Here is a 21,136-nt window from a genome sequence, read left to right on the forward strand (position 1 = left end):
TATCGTTTATTTTTAAATAAATGATGCAACACAAAGGCTTTGAGGTAAGATAGAGGTTATGGATATAAATAAAGAGACAAAGTAATGCGATCTTTACTTACGTTAGCACTATCAACACTGTTTTTAAGCGGTTGTGTTACCGAAAATAGTTACAACGGCAGCGATAAACCGGTCCTCGAGAATAAAATTAATAACGATGGTGCAGCTCGCACGCGCATAGCATTGGCATTACAGTATTTAAATACAGGCAATAACTCTCAAGCTAAATATAACCTAGAACGTGCCAACGAGTACGCTCCAAACTTACCCGAAGTACACTACTCTTTAGCATACTATTACCAACAAGTTGGCGAGAAAGGATTAGCCGACAAAGCCTATCAAAAAGCACTGGCTATCAAGCCAAACGACCCTAACACCTTAAACAACTACGGCACGTTTTTGTGCAGTATTAATGAGTATGATCGCGCCACCGATCAGTTTTTAAAAGCGATTGAAATACCCAGTTATATTCGTGTAGCGCAAAGCTATGAAAATTTGGCCCTGTGCGCTATTGAATTTAACGATTTCACAAACGCCGAGAGCTATTTTCAACAAGCACTAAACCATAGCTCACAACGCGCATCTACATTAATAAGTTTAGCGGCTCTATATTATGCAAAAAGCGACTTGTACAAAGCCAGTAACTTAATAAAACGTTATGACGATACCGCGCAAGTTTCTTCTCGCGCTTTGTTGCTTGGCTATTTGGTTAAACAACGAATGGGGAAAATTGAAGAAGCAGAAAAAATTGCGACAACCTTACTACAAACCTACCCAAGTAGTATGCAAGCTAACGCCATTCGCGATAATCAGTTAAGACGAACAGAATTTGAAGTACTACGTGAAAAATATCGCCAAGCCCAGCTAGATGAATTACAAGAAAGTAGTAATAACAACCAAATTATTGCTGAGCCGAAAATAAAAATTATTCGTAAAAAAAGCCCAGTACCGGCTTCAAATAACAAAGCGTCAGATGAGCAAATCAAAAAAATACGCTAGATAATTACACTCCTTTTAACTGTAAACTAAAATAAAGCACAAAGGGTGATGTGCAAATGCTTGTTTTAGGGGAAAGCAATTTAGCATTTCAGTGTGATACAATGCTAAACTGCTACAAATAAGGTGTATTAAAGGACTTAAAAACACATAAACTTTATCAAAACACGGTATAGTTTTTAAAATATTAAATGTAGTGCCTTTTTATAGTGCGCCTTAGCAACAAGAATTAACGAATACTAAAAAATAAAAACGAAGTCTTACTCTGGTTGTTAAGCCAAAATTTAAACTTTTACTAGTGGATCCAAACTGATACACATTATGAATGAAGATAATACACAACCGCAGAGCGATGAACCCTCTGTAGGTCAAATACTAAAAACACATAGAGAAAATGCAAACATTAGCCTTGCTAATATTGCCTCGTTATTAAAGTTAACTGAATTACAAGTTCAGCATATTGAAAACGATGAATATCATTTACTAGGCGCAAAAACATTTGTTAAAGGCTACATAAAAAATTATTGCCGCACACTAAACATAGATAGCAGCGCTATTTTAGCGATGCTGCCTGCCTTTAGTGCTTCAGATAAGCCTGTAGATATGCAAAGCTTTTCAAGGCGTACAGAAAAAGAAGCGCATGACAGTCGACTAATGACGGTAAGTTACTTAATTTTAGCCATTGTTATTGGCTCATCAGCCGTATGGTGGTGGCAAAATGCAACGCCTATTGATGAACAAACTAATACTATAAAAGCGAGTAACTCATTCATCACTGTGCAACAAGAAAATACAAAACGACTCGCTGATGAGGCCAATGAAGCTGTCGATGAAGCACAATCAAATGATATTGAGCCTGCACCACAAGCAAACCCAGCCGTAATCAATGAACAACAAACAATTCAGGCTGCGCCCCTTAACGATGCACAAAGCCAAAGTGAACCAACAAGCAGTGATTTAAGCACCATTATTATGATGTTTAATGACGAAAGCTGGGTTGAAATCCACGATGCCAACGATGAGAAAATTGCATTTGGTGTAAAAAAAGCAGGCTACGAAATGACCTTAACTGGTGTAGCGCCTTTTTCAGTGGTACTAGGCAAGCACGATGTTGTTCGTATTACCCTAAATGGTGAGCCAGTTGATATTTCGGCTTTTCCTAAAAACCGTTTAGCTAAATTTAAATTACCCTTAGCAGAGTAGTCGCTATGTTTTCAGAATCTCCTATAAAACGCAGAAAATCCACCCGCATTAATGTGGGTAATGTTCCAATTGGTGATGGTGCACCAATTGCTGTGCAGTCAATGACCAACACAGACACAATGGACATTGATGCCACTGTAGCTCAAATTCAAGCGATTCAAGATGCCGGTGCTGACATAGTACGTGTATCTGTTCCGACCATGGATGCAGCTGAAGCATTTAAAAGCATTAAAGAGCAGGTATCGATACCGCTGGTTGCTGATATTCACTTTGACTACCGCATTGCATTAAAAGTAGCAAAGTATGGTGTTGATTGTTTGCGTATTAACCCAGGAAACATTGGCAGTGAAGAACGTATTAGAGCCGTTGTTGATTCGGCCCGTGAGCATAACATTCCAATTCGTATTGGCGTAAATGGTGGATCACTTGAGCGCGACCTACAAGAAAAATACGGCGAGCCAACACCTGAAGCTCTACTTGAATCTGCTATGCGTCATGTAGATATATTACGTCGCTTAGACTTTGACCAATTTAAAATTTCAGTGAAAGCATCAGACGTATTTTTAGCGGTTGGCGCGTATCGTCTACTTGCAAAAGAAATCGATCAGCCACTGCATTTAGGCATTACTGAAGCAGGCGGCATGCGCTCTGGCTCGGTTAAATCGGCCGTTGGTTTAGGCATGTTATTAGCTGAAGGTATTGGTGACACGCTGCGTGTATCACTAGCGGCAGACCCAGTTCAAGAAATAAAAGTAGGCTTTGATATATTAAAATCATTGCGTATTCGCTCTCGCGGCATTAATTTTATTGCTTGCCCTAGCTGTTCACGCCAAGAGTTTGACGTAGTAAGCACCATGAATCAACTTGAAGAGCGTTTAGAAGATATTATTGAGCCAGTTTCAGTGTCAGTCATTGGCTGTGTGGTTAACGGACCAGGCGAAGCATTAGTGAGTGATATTGGCCTTGCCGGCGCAAACCGTCGCTCAGGTTTATACATTAACGGCGAGCGCCAAAAAGCGCGTATTGATAACAATAATATTGTTGATCAACTTGAAGGCTATGTACGTGATTTCATTGATCAGAAACAACAGCAAACTCCAATCGATATAAAAATCGTAGAGTGATACGTTGTTACAGCACTATGTATTTAATTGACCTTTTTTAGCCGCGGCATTCAAACGTAGTATAAATTACGTACGCCCCGCTGCGCTCGCAATTACCTTATAGTTAGGGTTATAATGCAGGGTCGATTTTTTAGTTTTACGTGGTTGCAGCCCAGAGCTGCACATAAACAGATTTAGGATTTATCAGTGGCAAAACAAATTCAGGCAGTTCGCGGTATGAACGATTGCCTGCCAGGCGATACGCAAGTTTGGCAGAAAGTAGAACACATTTTACGCGAGACCGTATCATCGTTTGGTTATCAAGAAATTCGTTTTCCAATTGTAGAATCAACCGACCTATTTAAACGCTCTATTGGTGAAGTAACCGATATAGTAGAAAAAGAAATGTACACCTTTGCCGATCGTAACGGCGACAATTTAACCTTGCGCCCGGAAGGGACTGCAGTGTGTGTACGTGCAGGTAACGAAAATGGCCTGTTATACAATCAAGAACAACGCCTTTGGTACATGGGCCCTATGTTTCGCCATGAACGCCCACAAAAAGGTCGTTACCGTCAATTTCATCAGTTTGGTTTAGAGACTTTTGGTATTGCCAGCGCCGATATTGACGCCGAAGTTATTTTACTCACGGCGCAACTTTGGGAAGCATTTGGCATTACTGACCATGTGCGTTTAGAACTTAATTCATTAGGTTCAAACGAAGCTCGCGCACAGTACCGCGATGCCTTAATCGCCTTTTTAGAACAACATACCGATGTACTAGATGAAGATTCAAAACGTCGTATGTACTCTAACCCACTGCGCGTTTTGGATACTAAAAATCCAGATATTCAGGCAATCTTAGTCGATGCACCAAAGTTATCTGAACATTTAGATGCTGAATCAAAAGAACATTTTGAAAATTTATGTGAACGATTAGATGCCGCAGGCGTCAAATACACGGTTAATGAAAAGCTGGTACGTGGCTTAGATTATTACAACCGCACTGTATTTGAATGGGTAACCGACAGCTTAGGTGCACAAGGTACTGTATGTGCTGGTGGTCGTTATGATGGCTTAGTAGAGCAATTAGGCGGTAAATCAACCCCTGCGGTAGGTTTCGCGATGGGTTTAGAGCGCTTGGTTTTACTACTTCAAGCACTTGAATGTGTAGGTGACATACGCCGTAGTGCTGATGTATATTTAGCAGCTATGGGCGACAAAGCCAGTATTCAAGCGCCTATAATTGCATCTACCTTACGTCGTGATGTACCTGGATTACGGGTTATGGTGCACGCTGGCGCTGGTAACTTTAAAAAACAACTCAAACGTGCTGATAAAAGCGATGCGCTCGTCGCAATTATTATCGGTGAAGATGAATTAGAGCAAGGCGTTGTGACTATTAAATACTTACGTGAGCGTAAGGAACAAGTCACACTAGAACTAGAACAAGCTAAAACGTTACTTGCAGAACTAATTAATAGCTAAATTATATAAAGCGTAAGTAGTGAAGCGCTTTAACAGAGGTAAGCATGGAAATTTATTCAACAGAAGAACAACAAGCAGAAGCAATTAAACGCTTTTTTCGTGAAAACGGCCTTTCACTAGCGTTAGGCGTTATTGTTGGTTTAGGTGGTTTATATGGCTGGAAAGCATACAACCAAAATCAAATAACGACTGCAGAGCAAGCATCTGATGCATACACTAAGCTTGTTGAAAGCGACAGCGTATTAGCATCTGCTGATGCATTTATTAGTGAAAACAAAGACACTCAGTACGCAACTCTAGCGGCATTTGTTGCTGCAAAAGAAGCAGTAGATGCCCAAAACTTAGATTTAGCAAATGAAAAATTAAGCTGGATCGTAACTAACGTTGATAACGCCCAGCTTAAAGCCATTGCAACAACACGTTTAGCACGTGTGCAAATTGCTCAGCAGCAATACGATGATGCATTGAGTACATTAAATGCTCCTCTTCCTGAAGCATTTAACGCAAATGTGGCTGAATTAAAAGGTGATATTTACACTCAACAAGGCAATAAAGAGCAAGCACGCGTGGCTTACCAAGCTGCTGTTGATGCCGGCGGATTAACGAGTAATCCTCTTTTACAAATTAAGTTAGATGACCTAGCAGTAACTAGCCCAGCGGCATAAGGTTTTAGGCATGAGAAAAATAACAACAGCAACGCTCGCCCTATGTATGGCAACCCTAATGGGGTGTTCTTCAAGTGATGACGAAGAAGAACTGGTACTTCCAGAAATAGCCAATCAATTTGAAACTGATGTGGTATGGCAAGAATCTATTGGTAACGGTGTAGAGCATTACTTTTCACGCCTATCACCTGCTGTTTATAAAGAGACAGTGTATGTTGCTAGCCGTGAAGGCCAAGTAGAAGCCTTATCACTTGCCAATGGCGATACCCAATGGGAAACCGACGTTCGTCAAGATTTATCGTTTTGGCCTTGGAGCGATAACGATAGTGCAAAATTATCAGGCGGAATATTACAAGCTTATGGTAAAATCTATTTAGGCTCTGAACATGGTTATGTAATTGCACTTGACCGTGAGACTGGTAAAGAAGTTTGGCGTAAAAAAGTACCTGGCGAATCACTCTCTAAACCCGCTGCAGGCGATGGCTTAATCTTTGTTAATTTAGCCTCAGGTAAGTTACTTGCGCTTCACCCAGATACTGGTGAAGAACGCTGGAGCTTTGAGCAAGAAGTGCCACCGCTGACTTTACGCGGTCAAAGTTCACCTACTGTGGCTAACGGTGGTGTGTTACTAGGCCTAGAAACAGGTAAGTTAAGTGTTTTAATTTCTGAGAGTGGCTACTCGGCATGGAGTGCAGAAATTGCAGTGCCAAAAGGCGCATCAGAGTTTGAGCGTTTAGTTGATGTAGATACGCAGCCGATCATTAGCGGTCCATTTGCTTATGCTATTGCATACAATGGTAACTTATCAGCAGTAGATATTCGTTCAGGTAATGTTGTATGGAAACGTGAATACAGCAGCTACCGTGAAATTAGCATGGATTTGCAAACAATTTACGTTGTTGATAGTAACGGCGTTGTTTATGCACTTGATAAAGATTCAGGCATTGAACGTTGGAGCCAACCCGCTCTACGTGGCTGGTACTTAACAGGTCCAGCGGTTGCCGGTAATTATTTAGCGTTAGGTGACCAAGAAGGCAATTTGCATTGGTTAAATAAAGACACTGGCGAGCTAGTATCTCGTGAAGACTTTGACAGCTCAGGTTTTTTTGTTGAGCCCGTTGTCGCTGACGATAAATTAATTTTATACACCCGCGATGGTGAAGTTAGCGCGGTAAAAATACCGAACTAACTGTCTACTATTAGTGTAAGGCACTAATAGTTAATTATTTTTTGTAAGGCTTCGCACTGCGAAGCCTTTTGTTGTTTTTTAAAGAGGTAGTTTATGCTTCCCGTGATCGCTCTTGTAGGGCGACCCAATGTGGGCAAATCCACATTATTTAACCGTTTAACACGTACTCGTGATGCACTCGTTGCCGACTTTCCTGGCTTAACGCGTGATAGAAAATATGGCCAAGCAAATTACGATGGCTTTGAATTTATCGTGGTAGATACGGGCGGTATTGATGGTTCAGAAGAAGGTATCGAAACCGAAATGGCTGATCAGTCATTACTAGCCATTGAAGAAGCGGATATTGTTTTATTTTTAGTTGATGCTCGCGTAGGTATGACAGTGGCTGACCAAGCTATTGCTAACCACTTACGTAAGCAAGAAAAAAAGTGTTTTGTTGTTGCCAATAAAACAGACGGCATTGATGCCGACTCAAACTGTGCTGAGTTTTATCAACTTTCACTTGGTGAAGTTCATCATATCGCTGCCGCACATGGCCGTGGTATTACTTTACTGCTTGAGCAAACTCTTCAGCCTGTTATTGCTGAACTTGCCGCTCTTGATGAAGATGTAGCCGATGACGATGAAGAACTTATCGACTTATATCAAGAAGGTGAAGAAGATGACACCGATCACCAAGCGTTTGCCGATAAGCCGGTAAAGCTGGCAATTATTGGTCGTCCAAATGTTGGTAAGTCAACCCTTACTAACCGCATACTAGGTGAAGACCGGGTTATTGTATACGATATGCCAGGTACAACCCGCGACTCAATTTACATTCCGATGACCCGTAACGACAAAGAATATATTCTTATCGATACCGCTGGTGTGCGTAAACGTAAAAAAGTAAGTGACGTGGTTGAGAAATTCTCAGTCATTAAAACGCTACAAGCAATCGAAGATTGTAACGTCGTGTTACTAGTGGTTGATGCCCGCGATGGTATCTCTGATCAAGACTTAAGCCTGTTAGGTTTTGCCCTTAACTCAGGACGCTCATTGGTTATTGCCGTGAACAAGTGGGATGGCCTAGATAACTACGTTAAAGACCGTATTAAGACTGAGCTTGATCGTCGTTTAGGCTTTATTGATTTTGCCCGCCTACACTTTATCTCTGCTCTGCATGGTACCGGTGTTGGCCATTTATTTGAATCAGTTGACGAAGCATATGAGTCGGCAACTAAGCGAATTAGTACTGCTATGCTACGTCGTATTATGGACATGGCACAGGCCGACCACCAGCCGCCACTTGTTCGTGGACGTCGTGTTAAGCTTAAGTATGCGCATGCTGGGGGCTACAACCCGCCACGTATTGTTATTCATGGTAACCAAGTACATGACCTACCTGATAGCTACAAACGCTACTTAATGAACTACTACCGTAAAGCACTTAAAATTATGGGTACGCCAATCAAAATTGAATTTAGAGAAGGCGATAACCCATTTGCAGGGCGTACTAATAAAGTAACCCTGTCGCAAAAACGTAAAATTCGCGCGTTTAGTAAAGAAAACCGCAATAAATCATAACAGCTTTAATTGAGTCAGTTTCATAAAATGGCGTACTTTATAGTACGCCATTTTTTTATGATTCAAAATTAAGTCATGTTAATTACGCTAATTCGCTTAATTACGTGAGCTATTTTGAGGTAAGAAAACCATCTCGATAACATGGCACGATTTTCTTATTTAAGCTGAACTTTGGTTGAGATAGGTTTATTATCCACAGTCCAGATTATTTAATTTTTCTCGGCATTTGCTCCTGCATCCATGCCGTCGCAGATAAAAACTCTTAACGCGGTTAGCATCTGATTTTATCCAGTAAATTAATTAAGTATTATTGCAGACAAGTACGCTTATAATCCTTCATATTCAGCTTCCCTTGGCTTTAAAATATGTTCTTGGCAAGTCATTTTGTTCCAACAATCCGTTTCAGGTACACCGTAATACCAGGCTCTAAAAATCGGTTGATACTTTTCAATCACCCGTTGTTGCATACGTTTTGAAAAATGGGGTAAGTACATAGTTTTGATCACCGTAATGTGCCTTTTAATCGTCTTTCCTAAATTAAAGCGCTCTTGCCAAAGCTGCATTTTTCCATTGAAATGCTCATTACTATCTGGTGCCGCGTTCTGCATCATCACTTTGCCTTGCTCGGCCCACCCAGCTACTTTATTCATTTGTTCAGCAAACGGCTTAACGGTAAACGTGATATGTATGGGGTCATCAGCATCGGTGGGCCCAAAGCCTCGCGTAAATACATTGTAGTGATAATTAGGATGGGTAACCTTAAAAAGAATTGTTGCATAGGCATTGGGTTGTAATAAATCCACACGATCCCGTGGGAAGGTAATTGGCTTATTAGCATAGGCAGTTTTAAAGTATCTATAACCTGAGTCTATGCCACAACTACTATGACCACATGACTCTGTGTACACAGACTCTATCAAAAAAGGAAATTCTGGCACTGAGCCATCCTCTGTTTCAATCGTCACAACAATGGGCCCACGATAACCATGCGCTTTATCGAATACCGTAGTGCAACTTGTTGTCAAAAAGCATGCCAGTAGCACACAGTAAAATTGCAGTGCGGTTTTACGCTTATTGTCCTTCATACTCAGCCTTCCTTGGTTTTAAAATTTGTTCTTGCAAGTCATACTTTAATTGGCAACACTTGCGAATTAAAAATTAACGTAGCGAACGAGACTAATTTATTACTCAAAGTTGAGTACTGCCAATTGCACCAGCCGTTCAACAGTAGTGCCTTGAACATTTTTAGGCGCTTTGGGGTAATATTTTGATTTTGGCGGCTTAATAGTTATAAACCCATGATTGGTGGCCATTTCATGGGCTAGCAGTTTTCGTTCTTTGGGTGTTAAATGGTTTTCGTGTATTTTGCTTAATTCGCCACTATCAAGCCATATTCCCGCACAGCTTGGGCATTCATCTATTTCAACTGCTTTTAGCGGTGAAAAATACCTACGCATCATCACTATGCTTGGGCATTTAGGGCAATTTACTCGCATTGCGACTTCACCCTCACCTTCGGCATAATTACTTAAATACTTAAGTAAAACCTGACCATGTTTTAACTCTGGCGAGCTAAATTTAAAAATTTGGCTGTTATCAAAAAAAACGCCTCCTAACGACGATGTATAAACAGTGATACCGCCAACTAATATAGACTCCAATGGTGTATTCGTACGAGGGCACAACATTTTCAAAATCCTTTTTATTTTAATACCTAAAGTTAAATAGTTATTCTAACGCTTTGTGTATCAGGCCGATTAATGGTGGTAGCAATGTAGTGTGACCTGCCAATACAAACTCATGTGCATCATCTGACATTTTTTTCACGTACAGCAAGTAATCCAAATCCATTTCTCTTCATCATAATCGGATTTCGAACCTGCAAAGCTAAGCATGAAATGCTCAATAAATATTTGGGTGTTGGCTATTCGCCTTATCAGTTAGCAAAATACGTTATTAAATATCGCTACTCCAATATGTTTTATTTTAAACACCTGTAAAACAATAAGCTAGACTGCTGTTAAAAACCAACGCATTAATTGAGTGAACTTGTTATTATCGTAAAATAGGCACGCGCATGAATAACAATTAAAACTCTAAAAAGTGAAATTCAACATGTTTAAAAAAACAATTTTAGCTATTTGTTTAGCAGCCACCTCGCTGCCAAGCTTAGCCGACAGTAGCAGCGACTTAACAACCATTATTGATAACCATTGGGAAAATGCGAAAGCAGAAAAAATATTTTTTAGAACCGATCCAGACGGTTGGAAACCAAACGGCACATTGCCAAATTGGAGTGAGCAAGCCATTGCTAAGCGCCAAGCTTATAACAACAGCGTATTAAAAAGCTTAGCCAGCATTGACCCAAAAACACTCAACAACGAGCAGCTAATGAACTACCGCTTATTCAAATATGAGCGCGAAACCGAGCAACAAAGCTATCTTTATCAAGATAAGTATTTTCCGGTTAATTTTTTAAGTGGCTGGCATACTTACTTTGCAGAAGCGCCGGCTAACATGGCTTTTTTAACAGCTGATGATTACAATGCATTTTTAATCAGCCTTGGTGATTACCCGCGCTTTAATCAGCAAAATATTAATTTAATGAAACAAGGTATAAAAACAGGGTTTACTCATTATTGTAAAACCTTTGAAAATTACAGCCAAAGCATTAGCGCTCATATAGTTAAACAACCTGAGAATAGCGCCTTATATGAGCCATTTACCCGCATTCCTAATACATTTACTGCAGCGCAAAAAGAAACTTACCAAAATAAAGCTAAAACATTAATTGCCTCAAAAGTTGTGCCTGCTTACGAGCACTTTTACGACTTTTTTGAAAACGAATATATGCCGCACTGTAGATCGCAGCCGAGTATTGCAAGTATTAAAGGTGGCCTTGATTATTACAAGTACACGGTTAATTACTACACCACCACTAACGCTACACCTAAACAAATTCATGAACTTGGTCTAAAAGAAGTGGCGCGCATTAAAGCACAAATGCAAGCCATTATTGATAACGTTGGTTTTGAAGGCAGCTACAGCGACTTTTTAAAATTTTTAGCAACCGATGAGCAATTTTACGCAAAAGACGCCCAAGACTTGCTAGAAAAAACCGCTTTTATAACGCAAAAAATGTATGGCAAACTCCCCACTTACTTTGGCCATTTACCGCGTAACACCTTTACTATAAAAGGCTCAGCGAGTCGTGGGGCGTTTTATATGCCACCTGCTGATAACCGCTCGCCTGGTACTTACTTTTTAGCCTCAACTCCAAAACTGCAGCCTTTATATAATTTAGAAGCACTTAGCCTACACGAAGCCATACCTGGGCATCATTTACAGAACGCCATTGCGATGGAGTTAGACGTTCCTGAGTTTAGACGCACACTGAGTCACTCGGCATTTGGCGAGGGCTGGGCACTTTATACAGAGCGTTTAGGTAAAGAAGCGGGCTTTTACCAAAGCCCATACAGCGATTTTGGCCGTTTAGGCTACGAAATGTGGCGCGCAGTGCGCTTAGTGGTTGATACCGGCATTCATGCCTTTGGCTGGAGCCGCCAAAAGGCGATTGATTATTTGGCTGATCATACCGCCTTGCCACAAAGCGCCGTGGAAGATCAAATAGACCGCTATATTTCATGGCCAGGCCAAGCGCTCTCATACAAAATGGGCGAAATTAAAATACGCGAACTGCGTGCAAAAGCCGAAAAAGAACTAGGCGCACAATTTGATATACGCAGCTTTCACGACACCGTTATTGGTCAAGGTTCACTTCCTATGGCGGTACTTGAAGATGTAATTAACGACTGGATAGCACAGCAAAAATTAGCTATCTAAGACACAACGGAAACGAGTAAGAGGCGGTATTGTTATCGCCTCTTTTTAAAGCTCTATTAAACACCTCAAAACTAATCCCTGCTCGCTTTTGCTTCGTAAAATAAATGATTTTAAAAACCAGAGCATAAGTATGAAAAAACGTATTCTGTATTGGCTGCAAAATGATTTGCGCATTGACGACAACCCCATACTCAATGATTTATCACAACAACAATGTGAGTTGGACCTGGTCTTTGTGATTAACCCTGCTTGGTTTAAAAGCAATAACTATCAACAAAAACCCTATGGTGTCCACAAACAACGCTTTTTAATGCAAAGCCTTTATCAGCTTCAGGAGTTTGTTTTAGAGCTTGGCCAAACTTTACATATTTTAGAAGGCGATCCGGTAAAGGTATTAACACAGCGTATTAATGAGCTTAGCATTGACGAAGTTGTATATAGCCAGCAAATAGGTGTATATGAACAGCGCCAAATGAGTGCTCTTAAGTCAAAATGCACTACTGTGGTATTTAAATCTGTGATGCAAGATACCTTATATCAACAACAGCAACTGCCCTTTGAACTAGCTAATTTACCAACCGGCTTTACACCTTTTAGAAAAAAAATTGAAGCGGCAGAAATTAGTTTAACCACACATACATTTTCAGCAGCAAGATTGCCTCCACCTATTATACTTTGCGCAAAACAACCGATAGAAAAGCCAGCAACAGGGAATACACAATTACTTGGTGGGCATCAGGCTGCGCTTGAGCACTGCCTCAACTATTTTTCATCCCCACTACCGAGTAGCTATAAAATCACTCGTAATGAGCTGGATGGCTTTGATAACTCTACAAAATTTAGTAGCTGGCTGGCTTTTGGCTGTATTAGTGCCAAGCAAATTTTTTGTGCAGTAGATGCTTATGAAGCGCAGTATGGAGCGAACGAGTCAACTTACTGGATCAAGTTTGAATTGCTCTGGCGTGAGTATTTCAAGTGGCATGCAATTAATGTTAAGCATCAGTTATTTACCTTTAAAGGTAAGAAACAAAGCTCGCCACTTACCACGTTTAGCCCGAATCGTTTTGCTAAATGGTGCCAAGGCAGTACACCTTACCCGTTAGTTAATGCCATTATGAAAGAGCTAAATGCAACAGGCTTTATTAGCAATCGCTCAAGACAAATCGTTGCTAGTTGTTTAGTAAACGAACTACAACTAGACTGGCGCTATGGTGCGGCTTACTTTGAGCAACAGTTAATCGATTACGATGTGGCGTCGAATTGGGGTAATTGGCAATATATTGCTGGAGTTGGGGTCGATCCGCGCGGCGGACGTCACTTTAATTTGCAAAAACAAACCCAGCAATATGATCCGCACGGTGAATACATTGCTAAGTGGCAAGGAAATGAGCACTGCGATACACAATTAGATGACTTAGACGCCGCTGATTGGCCAGTGTAATAACATAACCTCAAACATAATACTGGCTAGCTGACTCTCGTTATAAGCCCAAGGTTAAATCTTGGGCGAGAGTGCCGCTGGGTTTTTCTACTACGCGGTTAACTTCAACCCCGTTATGCTTAATAATAAAAGTGGGGGTATATTGTAAGTCATGCGCCAGGGCAATACCTGCCTCATCACGTTTGTCATAACCGACTGTAACAAAGGTTATTTTCGAAAGTTTAACCTTAGACCCATCGAGTAACTTTATTAATCGGGGGACTTCACGGGCACTGTCATGACACCACGTACCTAAAAGCACTAGCACCTCTTTACCTGCTAATTTTTGCATCAATACAACGTCTTGCGGTGTGGGCGAAAATGTTTGGTATTGCTTAGCAAATTTATCGTGCTCGCTTAATAAACGCTTAGCAGTCATAGCGTCCGAGTGTGGTTTGAGCGTTGCATTCACTGCCAGTGGTAAACTCAACATTAAAAGTAAAATTAATTGTTTAAACATATCTTATACTTAAATAGTGTTTTAGTTACTATACCCACAATCGAGCTTAAGTAAATAAAAGTTACTTGCTTTTATCCATAAAATCATCCACTTGTGATAAAACGGCTAAGTACTCACGTTTGGCTTCTTTGTTTTGTTCTAATTTATCTAAGTCACCGATTAACGTTACTAATTGCGTATGTGAATAACTCGACGTTGTTTTAAACTCGTTCGACGCCCCCACACCACTGAGTCGTTTTCTTTCATCCATACTATGACTATCTTCATTTTTCTCGAGCCAAATATCATTAATAAGACGAATATTACTCTCACTGGTGGTGGTTTCTTTCAATTCTTTTTTTAGCTCGTATTGAGATATTTCGGGATTAAACTGATAAACTTTTTTATCTACATCCACCTCATGAGCCTGATCAAGGGCAACCAATTCGTTATTTTTTACAGCGGTACCAATAGTGTAATTTTCTTGTTTGTCATAATAATCAGGAGGGATGTCAGAGCGGTTACCTTCTTCATAATTAAAACGCGTGCTCGCCGTTTTATCTTGAGTAACCCCAGTTAACCCTGCTGATTTTTGGTGTTCTGTATTTTGACTCAGCTTTGTGGTGCTTGTTGCTATGTAATCCCCCTGATCCATTGCAAAAGAGAATTTTGCATCAAAATCAGCTAACTTAGAAATACCATCGCCTAAGGAGTTTTTATTACTACTTCCTAGTCCCTGGTAGCGTGGATCTTTGGTGATCATGTTGTCAACTAAATTAGCGACAAGCTCGCGTCCATTAGTAAACTGCTTTGTAGCAACCGACTCAATTTCACTGTAGCGCTCAGCGGCTGATGACATACTACTAAACGCACTTTTAAATACAGCCAACCCTTGTTTCATTACTTCGTCACTTTTTTGGCCAAACGCCGAACGTGTACTTTTCTCAGAGCTATTGAGCTGGCTATCTTCTAAGCTTTTATCGAGCGCTTTTATGTATTGTTGCATTTGGCTTTTGTCTTGAGCGCCAATGGTTGACATATCAAGCGAAAAATCAATATTGTTTTGTCCGTTTACCGATTCAAACTCCAGTATTTGCTGCTCAGAATCCTCATCAAGGGTATAACTTAAATTAAGCTCATTATCTATTCCAAGGAGCGCTCCATCAGCATCGCCAGTATTTCCCTCTGACGTTGAAAAGTACAAATCAAAACCCGAAAGTTCTTTGTTATCAAAATTGCTTAGAAAGCTTAAATCTAAATCAGCTTGGTTTGCGGGTACGTAACGACTGTAAGCGCTTTGTTTAGCCTTAAAAAATTCATCCGCCATTTCACCAACACCAGAAAGTACTTGCGTTAATGCTTGGTGTTCAGTCTCAGATAAGTCGCCATCTACTTCATAACTTATGCTAAATTCGTCAGTGGTTTCGCCTGTTTCCTCATCATAACCTTGCGCAGAATGAAAGGCGATATTGATAACATCACCTTCTTTGGTTTTTACCGAAAGCTCAAACCCATAGTTATCATCGTCTTCAAATCGCTCGCGATTAAAGCTTTCCATGAAAGGATTAAGTGAGCGTTCAACACGCTGTTGGCTAGATGCTAAAAATGTTTTTTGATTAAATCCCAGTTGCCCCAAGTTTGATAAAATATCGCTAGTGTTGGCATAAGCACCTTGGATATTTTTTACCGAAGAATTTAAGCGCTCAATTAACTGATCGCTACGTTCGTTTTTTAATAAGCCCTCTTGCTGAGAGCTTATTACCGTACGTAGTGCAACCTCTTCACTAGAAAGCTTATAATTTGAGCCACTGGGTGCGCTGGAAATCGTGAGTAACGAGGATAATTGCTGATTAAGTATTTCATCGACTTGTTGGTCACTAAACTGACTAAGCATTTCATCAGTGATTGTTGCCGAACTTGGTGCTAAGTGAGCACGCGATTGCAAACCTGTGGGCATACTGGTTTGGTTTGAATTATTGACCGATTGGGCAAGCAACGCATTTAAGTTAGCATAATTGCCTTGTAGTTTATTAACCATGATTATCCTTAATCTGCAGTACAATATAAATACGGTATCGGCCAACGAATTAAAAGCTTTAATTATTTTTTTATTATTTAAAAATAAAGTATTTACGCAAAAAACATACTTTAAAAGTAATTAGCAGGTTTTGGCAAGCAGCGACTTTAATATGTCTGGTACAAACTTGCGCTGCGCGGTAATGGCATAGAAGTGCTCAAACGCATCGGGTAAACGCTGATATTCAACTAGTAGGCCTTGTTCTATTTCATCCTTTACTACAACTGATGGCAATACCGATAACGCACCACTATCACGGGCAAGTAATCGCAGCATAGCCATATCATCAGCCTCTGCTTTTATTTTTGGCTGATACTGCCAACGAGCACACAAAGCATTAAATGAGTCTCTAATAGCAGAAGTTTTAGCGGGTAACACCCACTGTGCATCCGTGTAACCTGTTGGAAATTGGCCACGTATTTTTTTATCGGCTGGACCCACTATAGCTAATGGCTGACGAGATACCAACTGACTTTGCCAAAGCTGATCGTAGTGCTCAAGTCCGATGGGTTTATTAGTTAAAACTAAATCCAGTTCGTGTTCTGCCAAGCCATTTAACAGCCCATCCATACGCCCTGCAGTCAGCGAAAAGCGAACTTCGTTATTGCTCATTAAGGGATTAATAAACTCTTCGATAAAGTTACGAGAGAGCGTATTGAGCACTCCGATTGATAAATGCTGGGTTTGCGAAATCACCCCTTTATGAATAAAAGAAGACAGTTCCTCCCCTTTGGTGAATATATCGTTGGCGTACATTTGCACCCGCTTTCCCATATCGGTTAATGCGAGTGTGCGGCCTTTACGTTCAAATAACTCAATATTAATGGTGTGTTCTAATTGTTTTATTTGCGTAGAGAGCGCTGACTGCGACAAATGCAGCTCTTTCGCCGCTTGGGTTAAGTTACCAATGCGAGCAACCGACCAAAAATAATATAAATGATGATAATTTAAACGGCTCATTATTGTTCTCTTTTATAGAACGTTTACATGCATTATATCTATTTTTATTTAGTTATCTAGTTTGCCATACTTTGCTCACTAAATAAGGAGCACTGAATGAGTGAGTATATTATTTCGTTGTTACTGCTAATAATGCCTTTAAGCACATTTATAGCAGCCTGGTTAATTGGCCAACGATCGCGCGCTTCAAATGGTCATGTACTGTTTAAAGTAATGCTGTTTAATAGCCTTGCATTTATAACAGCTATTACGCTTCATCAAATTTATGCTTTTGATTTACTCAGTTTCTTATCGCTGACCATGACCCGAATTATTATGCTGGGGCTTATATTATTTATCACGCTGATATTGATTCGCTTTTGTAGGCACTATATGCAAGGTGAGCCACGCGTAAACTACTTTTGGCGATGGCTATTACTAACCATCACAGCCGTATTAGTTGTGGTTATGAGCAACCACTTAGCGCTATTTTGGCTAGGTTGGGTGGCGATAAGTTTAGCACTACATAAACTTTTAATGTTTTACCCTGAGCGCCCACGAGCGGTGCTTGCCGCCCATAAAAAATTTATTGTGGCACGTGTTGCCGAATCCTTATTACTAATTGCATTTGGTATTTTGTGGTTCACTCACAATAGCCTGTACATAAGTGATATAACCGCCTTTTATCACACCACCACACAACCACTGTCTTTTGCAGAGCAAGTTGCCGCTTTTTTAATTGCCTGTGCAGCCTTAATAAAATGTGCTCAACTTCCAATACACGGTTGGCTAATTAAAGTGGTTGAAGTACCGACACCGGTGAGCGCGTTATTACATGCGGGAGTCATTAATTTAGGTGGCTTTTTATTAATTTTATTTGCTCCTTTGTTTATTCAAACTAGCGCAGCCCAATGGTTAATTTTAATTGTTGCAGGTTTAACTACGGTGATCAGCGCATTAATAATGACCACTCGAATAAGCGTTAAAGTTCGGCTTGCCTGGTCTACCAGTGCGCAAATGGGGTTAATGCTGGTTGAGTGTGCGCTGGGGTTATTTGAGCTGGCTTTACTTCACCTTGTTACCCATTCGACTTATAAAGCTTTCGCATTTTTAAACTCAGGTAACGGCGTAAATGAAGATCTGATCCGTCGCCATATGCCAAAACAATCACCCGTATGCTTTGACTGGTTAGCCGGTGCGCTTATTTCAATAATAATCGTTGGTGCAGCATGGTTTATCAGCTCTTATCAGGGAGCGGTAAGTATTTGGTTGCTTTTAGCATCAGCGTTAACCATTTTGCTTGCAAATCAGCATGGTACAGCTACGGCTAAAACACGCAGTAAAAAACTGTTAATTGCACTATTAGTGGTCTTTAGCTATGTAGCGGCTAAAAATATCTTTGCGTTTGCACTTCCCCTTGAGCAGTGGCGCGAACCTGCATTTAGCCTAGCCGACAGTTGGGTAATAGCCCTTATTTTAACCTTAATGATAGCAAGCTACTATTTGCGCTATCAATCTTGGCGACCTCAGGTTAAATCATTATCTACTTTATTATTTGCAGGCTTGTATTTAGATGAGTGGTTTACACGATTAACACTAAAAATATGGCCGATAAATTTGCCTAATAATGGCCACACTGATTTAAAAAATCATGCCGCTGGGATCACTATTGAGGAATCAAAATGAGCACTCTAACGCCTTCAGATAATAGAGCACTCTCGCTAAGCGACAGTCAAAATAGCCTACTTGATAAAGTATGCCGTTACATAGCACCAAACTGGCCGTTAGATCAGATGATTGCAGTTAACCCATTTTGGGAAATGCGCCATATACCAATTGAAGATGTAAGCGCACGACTGGATACCTTATGTAATGCCAACATGCTAATGCCTAAAGATTTTTATCTGCAAAAATATAACACCGGCATGATTACCGACAAACACTTAGCCGATGCCGCAACGCTACTTAATAGTGACTTTAATAAAGAGCAACTATTACAAGCGCTTAAGATTGATGTGCCATTAGTGGACTGGCACAACATTGCTGATTTACTCGACCAGCAACGTAATAAGCATAAAATGGCTTGGCATGATGAAATTACTCATCAGTTAAGTCAGTTTTGTGCTGCGCATTATCAACAACTCGGTCCTATGCTGCATCGTAATGATACTCAAGCCCCATCTGAATTATATCGCCATTGGCTAACTGTTATTCAAGCAGATAAAGGCATTAGCATTGTTATGGATGAGCGGCATTTAAATGGCTACTTTAAGCAATTACCTACATGCGCAGATGAACTGATTGCACTGACCCTTAAAACGATTAATATAAACAATGATTCGTTAGAGTTATACGCTCACTCATTGCTTTTAGATATTAACGGTTGGGCATCTTGGCTTGCGTATTTGCGCTTTCAAGGTCAGCTTTACGACACGCCAACAGATGAGATGAAGCAACTTCTGGCCATGCGCATGGCATGGGACTTAGTGATTTGGCAGTACCTAGCCAATCACGATAGTGCTACATTTAAACAACTACAAAGTCAGTGGCAACAAGAAAAAGCGCTTGTCGTTGAGCGCCTACATGCACATAAACTAGCACAAAAACCATTATGGGTGTGGGCAAAAGCGCTAGAACTAAGTTTTCAATATCCACTTAATGATGCGCTGCAAACCGCGACTAAAGCCCCCGTGAAAAACGCTCAATTACAAGCGGTGTTTTGTATTGATGTTCGCTCGGAAGTGATTCGCCGTGCGCTAGAGTCTCAAAGTCAACATATTGAAACTTTTGGCTTTGCCGGTTTTTTTGGTTTACCTCTGGAATATCAAGAAAATGGCAGTGCTATTACTCGCCCACAGCTCCCTGGGCTACTTAAACCGGCTATACATGCCACGCAAACTCACAAAGACGCGACACTTGAAGCATCACGCCAAAATAGTGCCACATGGCAAAGCTGGTCAAAATCGGCCCCTTCATCGTTTTCTGTGGTTGAGTCATCAGGTTGGCTATACGCATTTAAACTAATAAAGAATACCTTTTTATCTAAAGGCGATGCTAAAAAGTGCACCCCAACTGACTGGCAATTAACACAAAACCAGCAGCAACTGACCCTAAAAGACAAAACCGATTTAGCCCAAAAAGTGCTTACTACTTTAGGTATAAAAGCGTTGGCACCACAGGTGATGTTAGTGGGTCATGCTAGCCATACAACCAATAACTTACACAGTGCTGGCCTAGATTGCGGCGCCTGTGGCGGGCAAAGTGGTGAAGTGAATGTGCGAGTGCTCGCAAGCCTACTTAACGATATTCAAGTACGTCAAGCGCTTAAAACTCGGGGACTCACACTGTCAGAAAACACCCAGTTTATTGCAGCCATTCATAATACAACCACAGATGTGATCACCACCTATGATGCTCAACTGGATGATAATCTAAAAAAATGGCTCAGTGTGACAACACAAACAGCTCAGCGCGAACGCTTAGTTAATATAGAGCCAAAGCTGATTGATAAATCAGCGGATGAAATTAATCACGCTTATCATCAACGCGCCCGCGATTGGTCGCAGGTGCGGCCTGAATGGGGACTTGCAAATAATGCCGCCTTTATTGTCGCGCCGCGCTCATGGACGCGAAGTATTAACTTACAGGGGCGCTGTTTTTTACACGATTATGATTGGGAAAGCGATGGCGACTTTGCGATATTAGAGCTTATTATGACCGCGCCTATGATAGTCACCCATTGGATCAATAGCCAATATAATGCCTCAGTTAACGACAATCACAAATACGGCAGTGGTAATAAAATACTTCATAATGCGGTGGGCGGTAACATAGGCTTATTTGAAGGTAATGGCGGCGACCTGCGCATAGGCTTGGCCATACAATCGCTACACAATGGCGATAAATGGATGCACGAACCTATTCGCCTTAATGTATATATTGCTGCGCCACAATCAGCAATCGCAGCAATTTATAACAAGCATACGATGGTGAAGGAACTAATTGATAACCACTGGCTAACACTCATTCGTTGGGGCGATGACAACACCTTAGAGCGCTTTGAAAACGGGTACTTCACTACAGTTGCCCCCTCCACAGAGCGAGCATGATCA

At 40.8% G+C, this 21,136-nt stretch carries 15 protein-coding genes and 1 pseudogene; 11 read left to right on the top strand and 5 right to left on the bottom strand.

Annotated features, from left to right (window positions below; translation table 11 throughout):
* Window positions 1–84 precede the first annotated feature (84 nt).
* The 7 genes and pseudogenes from pilW to der all read left to right on the top strand — a co-directional run.
* Window positions 85–984, top strand: a pseudogene (pilW, locus tag P3J6_RS09505) (type IV pilus biogenesis/stability protein PilW); the annotation flags it as partial.
* 372 nt (window positions 985–1,356) lie between these two features.
* The gene (locus P3J6_RS09510) at window positions 1,357–2,238 is read left to right on the top strand and encodes a RodZ domain-containing protein (protein ID WP_178956959.1); all 882 of its coding nucleotides are present in this window, start codon (window positions 1,357–1,359) and stop codon (window positions 2,236–2,238) included.
* Window positions 2,239–2,243: 5 nt separating this feature from the next.
* The gene (ispG, locus tag P3J6_RS09515) at window positions 2,244–3,362 is read left to right on the top strand and encodes a flavodoxin-dependent (E)-4-hydroxy-3-methylbut-2-enyl-diphosphate synthase (RefSeq protein WP_198522851.1); all 1,119 of its coding nucleotides are present in this window, start codon (window positions 2,244–2,246) and stop codon (window positions 3,360–3,362) included.
* A gap of 186 nt (window positions 3,363–3,548) precedes the next feature.
* Window positions 3,549–4,829: a histidine--tRNA ligase gene (hisS, locus tag P3J6_RS09520; RefSeq protein ID WP_138605799.1), complete on the top strand. Its 1,281-nt coding sequence runs from the start codon at window positions 3,549–3,551 to the stop codon at window positions 4,827–4,829.
* Window positions 4,830–4,873: 44 nt separating this feature from the next.
* A complete protein-coding gene (locus P3J6_RS09525) occupies window positions 4,874–5,494 on the top strand; it encodes a YfgM family protein (protein ID WP_054201417.1) in 621 nt (206 codons plus the stop codon).
* Between the two features lie 10 nt (window positions 5,495–5,504).
* Window positions 5,505–6,683: an outer membrane protein assembly factor BamB gene (gene bamB, locus P3J6_RS09530; RefSeq protein WP_198522852.1), complete on the top strand. Its 1,179-nt coding sequence runs from the start codon at window positions 5,505–5,507 to the stop codon at window positions 6,681–6,683.
* Between the two features lie 93 nt (window positions 6,684–6,776).
* Window positions 6,777–8,246 carry a ribosome biogenesis GTPase Der gene (gene der, locus P3J6_RS09535; protein WP_010389444.1) on the top strand — a complete coding sequence of 490 codons (1,470 nt, stop codon included), beginning with the start codon at window positions 6,777–6,779 and terminating at the stop codon, window positions 8,244–8,246.
* Between the two features lie 326 nt (window positions 8,247–8,572).
* Here the strand turns inward: der and P3J6_RS09540 are convergent, their stop codons facing one another.
* Together P3J6_RS09540 and P3J6_RS09545 are read right to left on the bottom strand one after the other, a co-directional pair.
* The gene (locus tag P3J6_RS09540; RefSeq protein WP_198522853.1) at window positions 8,573–9,331 is read right to left on the bottom strand and encodes a hypothetical protein; all 759 of its coding nucleotides are present in this window, start codon (window positions 9,329–9,331) and stop codon (window positions 8,573–8,575) included.
* 99 nt (window positions 9,332–9,430) lie between these two features.
* Window positions 9,431–9,934 carry a TFIIB-type zinc ribbon-containing protein gene (locus tag P3J6_RS09545; RefSeq protein ID WP_198522854.1) on the bottom strand — a complete coding sequence of 168 codons (504 nt, stop codon included), beginning with the start codon at window positions 9,932–9,934 and terminating at the stop codon, window positions 9,431–9,433.
* Window positions 9,935–10,361: 427 nt separating this feature from the next.
* Between P3J6_RS09545 and P3J6_RS09550 the strand changes: the two genes are divergently transcribed.
* Both P3J6_RS09550 and P3J6_RS09555 read left to right on the top strand, forming a co-directional pair.
* Window positions 10,362–12,089, top strand: a complete 1,728-nt coding sequence (locus P3J6_RS09550) for a DUF885 domain-containing protein (RefSeq protein WP_198522855.1) — start codon at window positions 10,362–10,364, stop codon at window positions 12,087–12,089.
* Window positions 12,090–12,219: 130 nt separating this feature from the next.
* Window positions 12,220–13,530 (top strand): DASH family cryptochrome, encoded by a 1,311-nt coding sequence (locus P3J6_RS09555; RefSeq protein ID WP_198522856.1) that lies wholly within the window; start codon window positions 12,220–12,222, stop codon window positions 13,528–13,530.
* A 40-nt stretch (window positions 13,531–13,570) separates the two neighbouring features.
* Here the strand turns inward: P3J6_RS09555 and P3J6_RS09560 are convergent, their stop codons facing one another.
* From P3J6_RS09560 to P3J6_RS09570, 3 genes are all read right to left on the bottom strand, one after another.
* A complete protein-coding gene (locus tag P3J6_RS09560; protein WP_198522857.1) occupies window positions 13,571–14,029 on the bottom strand; it encodes a TlpA family protein disulfide reductase in 459 nt (152 codons plus the stop codon).
* A gap of 61 nt (window positions 14,030–14,090) precedes the next feature.
* Window positions 14,091–16,046 (bottom strand): hypothetical protein, encoded by a 1,956-nt coding sequence (locus tag P3J6_RS09565; protein WP_198522858.1) that lies wholly within the window; start codon window positions 16,044–16,046, stop codon window positions 14,091–14,093.
* Between the two features lie 120 nt (window positions 16,047–16,166).
* Window positions 16,167–17,045 carry a LysR family transcriptional regulator gene (locus P3J6_RS09570; protein WP_198522859.1) on the bottom strand — a complete coding sequence of 293 codons (879 nt, stop codon included), beginning with the start codon at window positions 17,043–17,045 and terminating at the stop codon, window positions 16,167–16,169.
* A gap of 96 nt (window positions 17,046–17,141) precedes the next feature.
* Here P3J6_RS09570 and P3J6_RS09575 point away from each other — a divergent pair, with 96 nt between their 5' ends.
* Window positions 17,142–18,710, top strand: a complete 1,569-nt coding sequence (locus P3J6_RS09575; RefSeq protein WP_198522860.1) for an NADH-quinone oxidoreductase subunit L — start codon at window positions 17,142–17,144, stop codon at window positions 18,708–18,710.
* The gene (locus P3J6_RS09580) at window positions 18,707–21,133 is read left to right on the top strand and encodes a YbcC family protein (protein WP_198522861.1); all 2,427 of its coding nucleotides are present in this window, start codon (window positions 18,707–18,709) and stop codon (window positions 21,131–21,133) included. Before P3J6_RS09575 ends, P3J6_RS09580 begins: the two co-directional genes overlap by 4 nt.
* Window positions 21,134–21,136 lie beyond the last annotated feature (3 nt).

The sequence above is a fragment of the Pseudoalteromonas sp. 3J6 genome, assembly GCF_903995135.1.
Lineage (GTDB): Bacteria > Pseudomonadota > Gammaproteobacteria > Enterobacterales > Alteromonadaceae > Pseudoalteromonas.

What these genes read in the sequence shown, in the direction of transcription:
- P3J6_RS09510 (WP_178956959.1), top strand. Translation starts at nt 1,357, where the DNA reads ATGAATGAAGATAATACACAACCGCAGAGCGATGAACCCTCTGTAGGT.
- ispG (WP_198522851.1), top strand. Translation starts at nt 2,244, where the DNA reads ATGTTTTCAGAATCTCCTATAAAACGCAGAAAATCCACCCGCATTAAT.
- P3J6_RS09525 (WP_054201417.1), top strand. Translation starts at nt 4,874, where the DNA reads ATGGAAATTTATTCAACAGAAGAACAACAAGCAGAAGCAATTAAACGC.
- bamB (WP_198522852.1), top strand. Translation starts at nt 5,505, where the DNA reads ATGAGAAAAATAACAACAGCAACGCTCGCCCTATGTATGGCAACCCTA.
- der (WP_010389444.1), top strand. Translation starts at nt 6,777, where the DNA reads ATGCTTCCCGTGATCGCTCTTGTAGGGCGACCCAATGTGGGCAAATCC.
- P3J6_RS09540 (WP_198522853.1), bottom strand. Translation starts at nt 9,331, where the DNA reads ATGAAGGACAATAAGCGTAAAACCGCACTGCAATTTTACTGTGTGCTA.
- P3J6_RS09545 (WP_198522854.1), bottom strand. Translation starts at nt 9,934, where the DNA reads ATGTTGTGCCCTCGTACGAATACACCATTGGAGTCTATATTAGTTGGC.
- P3J6_RS09550 (WP_198522855.1), top strand. Translation starts at nt 10,362, where the DNA reads ATGTTTAAAAAAACAATTTTAGCTATTTGTTTAGCAGCCACCTCGCTG.
- P3J6_RS09555 (WP_198522856.1), top strand. Translation starts at nt 12,220, where the DNA reads ATGAAAAAACGTATTCTGTATTGGCTGCAAAATGATTTGCGCATTGAC.
- P3J6_RS09560 (WP_198522857.1), bottom strand. Translation starts at nt 14,029, where the DNA reads ATGTTTAAACAATTAATTTTACTTTTAATGTTGAGTTTACCACTGGCA.
- P3J6_RS09565 (WP_198522858.1), bottom strand. Translation starts at nt 16,046, where the DNA reads ATGGTTAATAAACTACAAGGCAATTATGCTAACTTAAATGCGTTGCTT.
- P3J6_RS09570 (WP_198522859.1), bottom strand. Translation starts at nt 17,045, where the DNA reads ATGAGCCGTTTAAATTATCATCATTTATATTATTTTTGGTCGGTTGCT.
- P3J6_RS09575 (WP_198522860.1), top strand. Translation starts at nt 17,142, where the DNA reads ATGAGTGAGTATATTATTTCGTTGTTACTGCTAATAATGCCTTTAAGC.
- P3J6_RS09580 (WP_198522861.1), top strand. Translation starts at nt 18,707, where the DNA reads ATGAGCACTCTAACGCCTTCAGATAATAGAGCACTCTCGCTAAGCGAC.